Source organism: Anatilimnocola floriformis, assembly GCF_024256385.1.
Lineage (GTDB): Bacteria > Planctomycetota > Planctomycetia > Pirellulales > Pirellulaceae > Anatilimnocola > Anatilimnocola floriformis.
On record NZ_JAMLFW010000001.1, the window covers coordinates 3,631,061 to 3,641,638 of the forward strand.

Annotated in this window: 7 protein-coding genes; 4 read left to right on the forward strand and 3 right to left on the reverse strand. The window is 55.2% G+C overall.

The annotated features are described in order from the left end of the window. Window positions 1–47: 47 nt before the first annotated feature. Complete coding sequence (locus M9Q49_RS13955) at window positions 48–986, reverse strand: ankyrin repeat domain-containing protein (protein WP_254509367.1); 939 nt, start codon at window positions 984–986, stop codon at window positions 48–50. Between the two features lie 455 nt (window positions 987–1,441). After that, window positions 1,442–1,594, reverse strand: coding sequence for a hypothetical protein (locus M9Q49_RS13960; RefSeq protein WP_254509368.1), 153 nt, complete (start codon window positions 1,592–1,594; stop codon window positions 1,442–1,444). 361 nt (window positions 1,595–1,955) lie between these two features. Here M9Q49_RS13960 and M9Q49_RS13965 point away from each other — a divergent pair, with 361 nt between their 5' ends. From M9Q49_RS13965 to M9Q49_RS13975, 3 genes are all read left to right on the forward strand, one after another. Next, entirely contained in the window at window positions 1,956–3,452 is a 1,497-nt protein-coding gene (locus M9Q49_RS13965; RefSeq protein WP_254509369.1) for a sulfatase family protein, read from the forward strand. Between the two features lie 41 nt (window positions 3,453–3,493). Then, complete coding sequence (locus M9Q49_RS13970; protein ID WP_254509370.1) at window positions 3,494–6,427, forward strand: carboxypeptidase regulatory-like domain-containing protein; 2,934 nt, start codon at window positions 3,494–3,496, stop codon at window positions 6,425–6,427. A 310-nt stretch (window positions 6,428–6,737) separates the two neighbouring features. Beyond that, window positions 6,738–8,675, forward strand: a complete 1,938-nt coding sequence (locus M9Q49_RS13975) for an FAD/NAD(P)-binding protein (RefSeq protein WP_254509371.1) — start codon at window positions 6,738–6,740, stop codon at window positions 8,673–8,675. A gap of 23 nt (window positions 8,676–8,698) precedes the next feature. Here the strand turns inward: M9Q49_RS13975 and M9Q49_RS13980 are convergent, their stop codons facing one another. Further along, window positions 8,699–8,833, reverse strand: coding sequence for a YezD family protein (locus M9Q49_RS13980; RefSeq protein ID WP_254509372.1), 135 nt, complete (start codon window positions 8,831–8,833; stop codon window positions 8,699–8,701). 491 nt (window positions 8,834–9,324) lie between these two features. On the opposite strand from M9Q49_RS13980, the gene M9Q49_RS13985 reads away from it, so the two are divergent. Beyond that, entirely contained in the window at window positions 9,325–10,257 is a 933-nt protein-coding gene (locus tag M9Q49_RS13985) for a DUF1559 domain-containing protein (RefSeq protein ID WP_254509373.1), read from the forward strand. Window positions 10,258–10,578: the final 321 nt, after the last annotated feature.

Consider the following 10,578-nt stretch of genomic DNA (forward strand, 5'->3'; position numbering starts at 1 on the left):
ACCATGGCGTAGGAGTTCTTGAAAAAACACGAGTGACCGATGCGGGATCACTCTTTCGCCTTAGCTTGCGCAGCAGCTTCGCGCGAGTGACGTTCTGCTACTTCCGCCGCCATCAGTTTTCGCCCCACGCCGCTCGGCCAATCCCAACTACGCCAGCGTTTCTTATCGGCGGCGGCCTCGTCTAGCGACTCGCCAACGTTCGTAAGTCGTCGTTCCAATTCAGTAAGATCAGACTTTGCCTCTTCGCTCAGAGAATCCGCCTCGTTGCGAAATGTGACGACCATGTGTGCTAGCTTTTTGTTCTCGTCTTCCCAGTATGCCTTGGGATTAGCTCCTAGATCCATAAGTCGCAAAACAGCGCGAAACTGGCCAAAATACTTAGCAGCTTCCATGATCGCTGGGCAACCATCTGACGACTTCTGATTGAGATCCCCACCTTTGCCCGCATACAGCTGAATGCGGTCTACCACATCAGGGACGCCGGAACGCAGCATGGCAATTAAAAGCCCGTTCTTAGTAACAGGATTAATGAGTTTGGGATTACCCCCATGATTCATTACAAAATCAAAATATCTAGGAAAATGACTGGACGCTGCCAGCTCTGTCACCGATTCTCCCGCAAGGAAGCCGTGCCCCTTCGTATTGAAGTCGCTCTCAAAAAACACGTTGGGATTTGCCCCGAGTTCGAGGAGCCGGCAGAATCGGCCGAGCTTCCGCCCAGGAAACGACCACATTAACGGCGTCATCCTGCCCTTACCCTGCGCATTGATATCAGCACCATCTGCAACTAAACGCTCTATCATCGCGATGTCGTCGGCTTCGATCGCATGACAGAGCCTAATGACTTTCGGATCGGTGAAATAATCTTCAGCGTTCCACTGGTACTTTTCATGAAACGCCTCGCGCGGAGTGGTTGCTTGTTGGTTTTCCATGCGAGCACATGCGGAAGTCGTCACCAAAATAGTGCAGATTAAGAGCTTATCCATTGGTAATATCCGATAAACTATAGCCCAATGCGTCGTCACCGAAATTCTCCTCGTACATTTCAAAAAGGCCGTCAAACACGGCATTTATCTTGTGCGAGTTGACCATGTCCTGAATCTTGGGGAGGGCTTTTGTGAAAGTGCTCCAGAGTGCTGGGCGTGGCGTGGCCGTGCCCTAAGTCGCAAACTGAGTGATATTTGCTGCGGAAGAAGCGATGCTTATGGACCGTACAGGAGCTTTCTAGTGCCATAAGCTTCGGGCAAACGAGTGTTGTCCTGAACTGCATTCAAAATGTCGATTGTAACAAAGTAAGCGGAGACCTGTGTCATGCGTGCGGGGATCGCGGTGCTTGTTTCGTCAAGCAGCTCAAGCAATCCAGCGTATAGTGACTTAGGGTTGCTATGTTCAACTAGTTCGACTTTGCCGTTGGCATCATGAATTGCGAATGTGTCGCGATTTAACCCGGCTGCGTTGAACGTGTACGCATCTCGGTTACCTTCTGGCACGACCAGCGCGAAGTAACTCCCAGGTACAGCACCGGCAGGAGCAGCAGCACGATTGCGACGTCGAGGGCGCGGGATTCGTGTTTCGTAATATTAGGTCGATTCATCGCGGTTCCATCGTCTTCCGAAAGGTTCAGTCAGGTTGCTTTCGCGTTCGCCTCACATAGGCAACCGGGCGTTTTTCCCAGAGGCCGGGGCGCAATCGACGGTCCATCTTGTGGATTGCTATCGTGATTTTTGTTTTCCCGATCGAGCGATTCGTGCGCAAATGAAACGGCAGCTCGAACTCGCGCAAAAACTGTGAAGTGTCACGGCTGCCCGCGCAATTTCACGGTCCAGTGACTCAATTTACGGTTGCGATGAAATTCCTCAGGCAAGGCCGCTACGAAGCCGTTGCAAAATCATCGCTGACTCGTAATCATCCTCGGAAGATTGAACTGCTCTTCCACCAACTCAGAAAAACTCGCCATGAAAGTCTTTGCCTTAGTTCTGGCAATCATCACCCTAATCACATCTTCATCGGTACGGGCGGCCGATAGTACGACCGGCGCTAAGCAGTTGCCGAATATCGTGCTGCTGCTGAGTGACGATCACAGCTATCCGTACTTGAGCACTTACGGCAGTCCGAACGTCAAGACTCCGGTCCTCGACAAGCTCGCCGCTGAAGGGATGAAGTTTCATCGCTTTTTCACGGGCGCGCCGCAGTGTGTGCCATCGCGGGCCACTCTGATGACAGGTCGTTCGCCGGTGGCTGCACGAATGACGCGTTTTTCCTCGCCGTTGCCGCGCGATGAAGTGACACTACCGGAGTTGCTGCGGGAGAAAGGAAACTATTACACGGGTGTGTGTGGTCGGAACTTTCATCTCGATGGAGCAGCCCGAGCTGGCGCCGCCATTTCAGAGGTGTTCAAAGACCACAACCTGCAAACTTTCAAAGATCGCGTTGATTACTTGAATACGGGTAGCGATGTTCAAGTTTCCGGTCAGGTCGAGGAGTTCCTTGCCAAGCGTCCTGCCGGCAAACCATTCTTTTTGTGGGCCAGTTTCAGTGACCCGCATCACGTGTGGAACGCCCCCGCTGAATTTCGTCCCGATCCGAAGACGCTTGTCTTGCCCGCCCACTGGCCTGATTTGCCAGCATTGCGCGAACAATTGGCTGATTACTTTGCCGAGATCAATCGCCTCGATCAGACGATCGCCGGTGTGCTGGCGACGCTAAAGAAAAGCGGTGGCCTCGAAAATACGATTCTCGTTTTCTGTGGCGATAACGGCGCCGCCCTACCGCACGGCAAAGGTTCGCTCTACGACCCGGGCTCGAATGTCCCGTTCTTCATTCATTGGCCTAGTGTCATCAAGGCCGGTGGCGACTCGCGTACTCTGTTGAGCGGCGAAGACCTCGCACCGACGCTCTTGGCCGCAGCGGGAATCGAGCCAGGCAACAAGATGAGTGGCCGGAGCTTTCTGCCGTTGCTGAAGGGTGAGAAGTACCAAGCGCGCGAGCATGTGTTCGTGGAACGCGGTCCGCACGGATCCGCGCCAGTCACCGTCAACATGACGAACGCCGGCTATGATCTCGGTCGAGCGGTTCGCAGCGATCGTTACAAGTTTATTTACAACTGCACTCCGTGGATTCCGTATTCGCCGGTCGACTCGGCAGGTGGGGCGGGTTGGAAAGCCATACAGGAAGCGAACGCAGCAGACCAACTTGCGGCTGGACTCCGTGCCACTTACTTCACGACGCCTCGCCCTGTTTACGAACTGTACGACCTTAATGCCGATCCGTCGGAGTTAAGCAATCTGAGCGGCAAGCCGGAAGTTGCCGAAGTCGAACGAGATCTGCGCTCGGCCCTCGCCAAGAAGATGATCCTCGATTTCGACTATTTGCCGCTCCCGGCGTTGCTGGGCGACGATGGCCTGCCTGCGAATAACAAAAAGAAGGGTGGCGGCAAGAAGCAGGGCAAATAGTTTTTCGTTTCGTTCTATTGGGTTGACTGGAGTCTGAAATCATGGCCGACAAAAAGTCAGGGATGATCGCAGTTCTGCTGCTGTTGGTTCTTATTCTTCCGGCATTCGGTCAAAAAGCCGCGGAAATTAAGTTGTCCGGTCAAGTTGTGGGCGAAGATGGAAAGCCGGTTGCCGGCGTCAACGTTCGCTCGACAACTTGGCCGATTACACGCACTTCAATCGAAGCCGATCGAGAAGGACGTTTTAAGATTCCAGCCGAGATCGGCCAGACAGGTATTCACGCCTTAATTTGTTTGGCCGAGTCGACGGACGGTCGTTTGGCATACGTCGCGGTCCGCCAATTGAACCCCAAGCCAATTCGCCTAGTTCTCAAGCAACCGAAGCACCTCGCAGTCGAAGTACAAGATTCCGAAGGAACGCCTCTGTCCAGCGCACCGGTGGAGTTCCTCGCGGATCTGTACACGCTCGCTGTTGGTCGAACGGATGCCAAGGGCCGAACGCTGCTTAAGGTTCCCGAAGACGCGAACGATTGGTCCGTGATTTCTTACCGGGCTGGTCTCGGGTTCGATTACGCAACTGCGAACGGCAAAGAACGAACCAACAAGCCACTGCCCGATCAAGTCACGCTCAGGTTAGATGGCGCACGCACGGTTCGCGTTCGCGCAATCGATCGAAATGACAAACCCCTAGCAGGCATCCACGTTTTTCCTTGGTACTTTCGCAAAAAAGGATATGACTCAGACATCAACTTAAGCGGTCGCACGTCAATCGACGTCCAGACGAATGAGCAAGGGATAGCCGTGCTTGGCTGGCTGCCGCAGAGCTTCGAGGAAGTTTTGCCGATCGTGGCACAGAGCGACGAATATCATGTCTTCGGCGATTTTGTTTCTCTGTCAGCTGCGAATCCCGCGGAGGAAGTGACGCTCAAGCTGCTTCCGCTGGAAGAACTCTCGGGACGAGTCCAGTTCGCCGATGGTCAACCCGCAGCACAGGCCAAAGTAAGGATTGTCGGTCATGCGGAACATTCATACTTCGATCGCACGATTCTGACCGATGCGGACGGACGCTATCGCCTGAAGGTCTATGCCGAAACGCCCTACGTTTTGGAGGCGAGAAAAGGTAGCGCCGTTTCATCGACTCGCAGCGACGTAGTGATACGCGCCGACAAGCCAGCGAAGGGCGTTGACCTCGAATTGGCGCCGGGCGTGAGGCTGCAAGGAAAAATTATGTCTGGAAAATCGCAGCAACCAGTACCTGACCACTATATCTCGGTCAACTCGACACACGCGATCGCCCCCGAACTGATGGCGGAACGTGCTGAAAAATCACTCAATTCGACAACCTTCTCGCGCGTACTTCAAACGTCGGCCGACGGAACTTACGAAGTCTTGCTCGCTCCGGGTGAGTACCAGCTGCATGGCCCTGGGCCAAACAGGATTGCCAAATTGGAGATTCCCAAAATCGGAGCGGCTGCGGAAATCGTGAAGGACTTCCAAATCGCAAAGCCTGGTAAGGGACCACTAGCGGGCAAAGTGGTCGATCAGGATGGCAAGCCGGTTCCTGCTGCGCTGGTGCAAGGTCGCTATGCATCGCGGGACGTCACGGCAACGCTCGACAAGTTTAACTGTGATTCTAACGGAGAGTTTCTACAAACACGTCGCTTCGCCCCACTCGTCATCTTTTCACATTCGGCCGACGGAAAATTAGCGGGTGTTGTGCGGAGCGAAGAGGAAGAGGCCGAAGTGAAACTGACGTTGCGCCCGGTCACGACGGCGTTAGGAGTGCTAAAGGACGAGGAGGGCCAAACGCTCGCAGGAAAAACCGTCCAATACGGGATTCGCGTTTATTTTGGTGAGCCGCGGCGCAGCGGATTCAGCGATAGTTTCGGCGGCGAATCAAAGACTGACGAGAATGGCCGATTTAAACTTGAGGGGCTTGTTCCGGGCGAAGAGTATCGCGTCAGTTTGCAGCTCAATCCTAGCACTTGGCTTGAACTTACCGCGCTGACCGCCAAGGATTCGGCGCCAGTCGAAATGGGCGTTTTTTCGGTGGACCCTGAAGCAGACGACGAGCGAGATCTACTTGCGCCAAGACATTGGTCGATCCAAGCATTTGCGAATCAGAAAAACCTTGCGCCGGAAAAACGAGTTGATGTGTTAGTGGAAGAGGCCAAACGCGAACACACACGTTCGCTGTTACTATTTGGCGATCCGCTGGATCCGGCCTGCATTAACCTTTATGCGCTGTGGGTTCGTGGTGCAGCGCAACTTGACAAGTCAAGTGCGGGCACAGCGGACTACACACATCCTAGTGAACTACGCTGGGAGTTTGAAGTCGCAGCGTTGAATACGGACCGCGTCGAAGTTCGTGATTTGGCCAAGCGACTGAAGGCCGATGCGGGCGCAAAGCAACCGTGGCTGGCTGCTCTAGATGAGGAAGGCCGATTGACTGCGAGCTATTCACTAATTCAGCAGGACGACAAGCTTGACCCACGTAGTCTCAGTGCGTGGCTTGAAAAACAGAAATTGCCGCAGCGCGACGCTCAGAAAATGCTTGATACGGCGCTGGTTCAAGCGAAAGCAGACGACAAGAAGGTTTTCCTCATTTTCTCGGCATCCTGGTGCGGTCCATGCCGGCTGCTGTCACGATTTCTCGCGACTCACAAAGTCGAACTCAGCAAACATTTCGTCTTTGTGAAGCTCGATGTCAGCCGTGATGAAAACGCCGAAGCATTGCAAGAGCGTTTCCCCGAAAGCAAGACAGGCGGGATTCCGTGGTTCTGCGTTCTGGATCACGACGGCAAAGAGATCGTGAACTCTAACTTACCGAAGACGACAGCCGACAGCGAGAACGCCAACATCGGCTTCCCTACCAAGGCAGAGGAAACGTCACACTTTGCCGAAATGCTGAAGACCTCAGCGCCACGATTGTCTGAAAATCAACTGAAGTCAATTGTTGGTGCGCTGAAACAATAGCTCTCGTGGTATGTGTCGCGAGGATTGCTCTCAGCTTCAATCGTTACGCGAGAAGGCCCGCGCGCTATTCTATAGGCTAAATTAATTAAGTCACTGCCGAAGGACGCCTTCTTGACACGTAGCGAAGGTCGCGGCTAGTTTCCTGGAATAACTAATTTGCCGACCGGAACACCGGAAGCCAACTCTTCGCCTTCGCGAGCAGTTGGCTTTTTTTGTCTATCCGCGTTGGTTCCTAGCGCTACCCCCAAAGACCGACGTTCGCAGCTACTCGCTCGATGGCAGATGGAAATCAATTCCGTTGGAGGACCACATGCTGGAGTTGAATGATCCACTGGGGCGACTGGTGCGCAAACTAGATGATTTGCGCCCTGATCCCTCGCTTATCAACCTCGCCGCAGCGCTAAAATCGGCAAAGCTCACAGCAGCCGACGTCGCCGCTTTCGCGCAGACGTCTCCGAAGAGCTATCACCGATCTTTGGTGGTTCGCCGCGACCACTACGAGCTGCTGGTTCTCACGTGGTTGCCTGGACAAGGAAGTGTGCCGCACGACCATGCTGGCTCGGTTTCAGCGATGCTCGTTTTGCAGGGAGTCGCAGCCGAGGGCTGCTGGCGGACTGCTGCCGATGGTTACGTCGATCTGGAATACGAAGCGCAAGTGTTGCCGGGTGAAATTACAGCCTGGCAGGACGCGGGATTGCATACGGTTCGCAACGCTTCGCCCAACGGTGAGCCACTTGTGACAGTTCACGTTTATGCGCCGCCGCTGCGTGATTTTCGCAGATTTGTGCCTCGGCCCACACGGGTCGCGGTGTCCCAAGATCAACAGCGACCTGTCCAAGATATTGTAGTCATCGGTGGCGGCTTTAGCGGTTCGATGACTGCAGCGCAGATCTTGCGGCAGGCCAGCCATCAAGCGACACCGGTTCGTGTCCATCTCATCGAGCGGCAAGGCGCCATTGGTGAAGGGCTCGCTTACAGTACGCGCGACCTCGCGCATTTGCTGAACGTACCTGCTGGCCGCATGAGCGCCTGGCCGGATCTTCCTGATGACTTTCGCCAATGGGCCGACCGGAATTACGGCCCTGTCCAAGCAGGAGATTTTCTGCCGCGTCGGTATTACGGCGAGTATGTCCGGGAGACACTACTCGCGGCCTCACAAAAAGCGAGTCCGCATGTACAGCTGCTGGTTCACTTCGACGAAGTGCGACGACTGGCTCGCCACCCGGCCGGTGGCTGGATGGTGAACTTCGCCCGTGGCACTTCTCTGCCTGCGGCTGCCGTGGTACTCGCAATTGGGCATCGCCCGCCACCAGATCCGATCGGCAAATTGTGGAGCGGTCCGCGCGAGCGATTCATCGCCGATCCCTGGCGCCCCTTCGCAACCAACCCAATTGCGCCGTCGGATCCTGTTGTCGTTCTGGGCAGTGGACTAACTGCCGTCGATGCCGCGCTGTCGCTTTCGACACAGCCGCGCAGCGCTTCGATCACTTTGGTATCACGTCGCGGTCTACTGCCTCAAGCCCACGCCGCCGCGCATGGCGCTCCACCTGATTTGACCGAGGTCGTGAACGAGCACCTGCAATCGCCAGCAGGGGTGCAGGTGAAGTCCCTTTTCCGACAACTGCGCGAGATTGTTGATCGAGTGACGCAACAAGGTCAAACCTGGCGAGTAGCAATCGACGCACTTCGGCCGCACACCGCCGATCTCTGGCGAGCCGCAAATCCACAGCAACGCCAGCTTTTTTTGCGCCACGTCAGGCCTTTTTGGGAAGTTCATCGGCATCGTATGGCTACTGGTGTGGCGGAGCGTTTCCACGGATTGATGAAGCAAGGCATGGTGAAAGTTATTGCTGGGCGGGTCTCAGCTGCGCAGGCCAGTGAGGAATCTGTTCGACTCTACGTTCGCGACAAGGGAGAGGAGCGGCTGCGCGAAGTGACGGCTCAGTGGGTGATTAACTGCACCGGCCCTTCGGCCTCGAACAGCGCGGAATCGAATCCGGTAATTGGCTCGCTGTTGATCCACGGCTGGGTTCAGCCTGATCCTCTAGCGCTTGGTCTGGAAACGACGGTTGACGGCGAAATCGTGGATTCGCAAGGAACCACTGCCAGCAATCTCTTCGTCGTCGGCACGCTTCGCAAACCAATTTCTTGGGAAAGCACTGCAGTTCCTGAATTGCGCGCGCAGGCGGCAACAGTTGCGCACAAGGCGATGCTGGCGGCACTGGGTACCAGTAACTGCAGAACTTAGCATTCCCGAAAAATGAACCCGCTCTAACTATTCTTTTTTTTGCGAGCTGGAGTCATCCGCTCGCTGCGCTGGAGTTGCACAACGACACCGTCTTGAACAACGATCTCGATATTGCCCGACTCCAATCCCTGCAATGCGTTCCGCAGTTGCTCAATCATTGCTTGCTCTTGAACGCTTGGGCTGGCCACAAAGGACTTAAGTGGAGGTTGGGCACTACTGCCGGAATAACTTGGTCGATGTCGCATAGCAGGTTCGCAAGCGGTGAAGTTTTCTATCTGGCCGTAATATCTTCTGGCTAACCCGCCAGCTGTCACGGGCGAGAGCTAACTCGCCGATCACGGCAAACTCTTTACTTTGCCCTGCTTCGTCAGTGCTGGACTTTTTGAGCTGGAACGAGAGTTCGTTAGCACGCGAGTTGTTCTGGCACGCAAATCGCAAGCCAGAGCGATGCCACGACGGATCGCAAGTGGCTGCCGAACAGTTTGAACATCGGATGGTTCGGCAAATGACGGAGGCTTACCAGACTCTCTGGAGGCCAACCCAAACGGTCTGAGTTGAAACCATCAGGGCCGTCCGCTAACGAAGCCACTCGAAAGCGGCTTCGCAATTGTGGCAATTTCCCTGTTGTAAATGTTTTTGGGGATTTGAAATGAAACGGTTCACTTGCTCCGCTGCCTGCCAGCGTCGCTTTGGTTTCACACTTGTCGAGCTATTGGTGGTGATTGCGATCATCGGTGTGCTTGTGGCGCTCCTATTGCCGGCTGTCCAGGCAGCCCGCGAAGCGGCGCGACGCATGCAATGCAGTAACAATCTCAAGCAGATTGCGCTCGCGTCGCATAATTTTCACGACACTAATCTGTTCCTGCCGCCAGCCTTTTTGGGAGACAACTCCGATACGCCCAATGGTTGGGCTACCTGGGGTGCCATCGTGCTCCCCTTCGCTGAAGGAAACAATCAATACAACCTGTGGAACATCAAATACCGCGTCGCCGATCAAACGCCACAGGCCTATCAAAGTAAGATCAAGATGTACTACTGCCCTTCGCGGCTGCCGCATGTTCCTAGTGTCAGCGACTTTGCGAATCCGGGTGGTTCATTGACCGACTATGCCTGCAGCTTTGGCACGGCGGCCGACTACACCGCTTCCAATGGCGCGATGATTCCGAACATGCCCGACGTCGGCGTCGAGGCTTCCACGGGCCGAGACTATCTCGTCTCGTGGCGGGGGCAGCTCAACCTTGCCAGCATCACTGATGGCACGTCGAACACCAGCTTCTATGGCGAAAAGCACATCCGCCCGGCTTCGCTCCGTGGCAAAAACGAAGATCGCAGCGTTTTCAGCGGCGTGCGCAATACGCATCGACGAATGATGGGGACGGCTGCCAACGGCGATGTGCGCCCGCTGCTACCGCCGACCGCCAACACCGCGGTGGCCAACAGCAGCTTCGGCAGCTCGCATCCAGGCATCTGCTTGTTCGCGTTCTGCGATGGCAGCGTTCGCGCTCTGCAATTGCAAACCGACCTGACGACACTCTCGCGTGTGGTGCAGCGAGCCGATGGCGAAGTCATCAGCGGCCTGTAGTCATCAATTACCAGATTCGCTCACGGAATATTCCAGCACGTTTGCTGGAATCACCCGTGGGCAGTTACGGGTTCGGCGTGTTCTGTCGCAGAACTCGATCGATTGTCTTGAAAACAACTGCAAAGCACGCCGAGTTCTTTCCAAAGATCATTGAATTATTCAGCTTGGCACAGCACTCGCATTGGGCCGCGACCATCGGCGGTCACGCACTGCTGAGTTGAAACATCGCCTGTCCATGTTTGCCCTACGAATCAGATCCATGTACCAGCTCAACTCCCGCCCCCTAATTGCAGCTATCGCGCCGCCGGACACCCACATCGC

Bases quoted from the DNA above. Each gene is read 5' to 3' on its own strand.
- M9Q49_RS13955 (WP_254509367.1), bottom strand. From the start codon at position 986: ATGGATAAGCTCTTAATCTGCACTATTTTGGTGACGACTTCCGCATGT.
- M9Q49_RS13960 (WP_254509368.1), bottom strand. From the start codon at position 1,594: ATGAATCGACCTAATATTACGAAACACGAATCCCGCGCCCTCGACGTC.
- M9Q49_RS13965 (WP_254509369.1), top strand. From the start codon at position 1,956: ATGAAAGTCTTTGCCTTAGTTCTGGCAATCATCACCCTAATCACATCT.
- M9Q49_RS13970 (WP_254509370.1), top strand. From the start codon at position 3,494: ATGGCCGACAAAAAGTCAGGGATGATCGCAGTTCTGCTGCTGTTGGTT.
- M9Q49_RS13975 (WP_254509371.1), top strand. From the start codon at position 6,738: ATGCTGGAGTTGAATGATCCACTGGGGCGACTGGTGCGCAAACTAGAT.
- M9Q49_RS13980 (WP_254509372.1), bottom strand. From the start codon at position 8,833: ATGATTGAGCAACTGCGGAACGCATTGCAGGGATTGGAGTCGGGCAAT.
- M9Q49_RS13985 (WP_254509373.1), top strand. From the start codon at position 9,325: ATGAAACGGTTCACTTGCTCCGCTGCCTGCCAGCGTCGCTTTGGTTTC.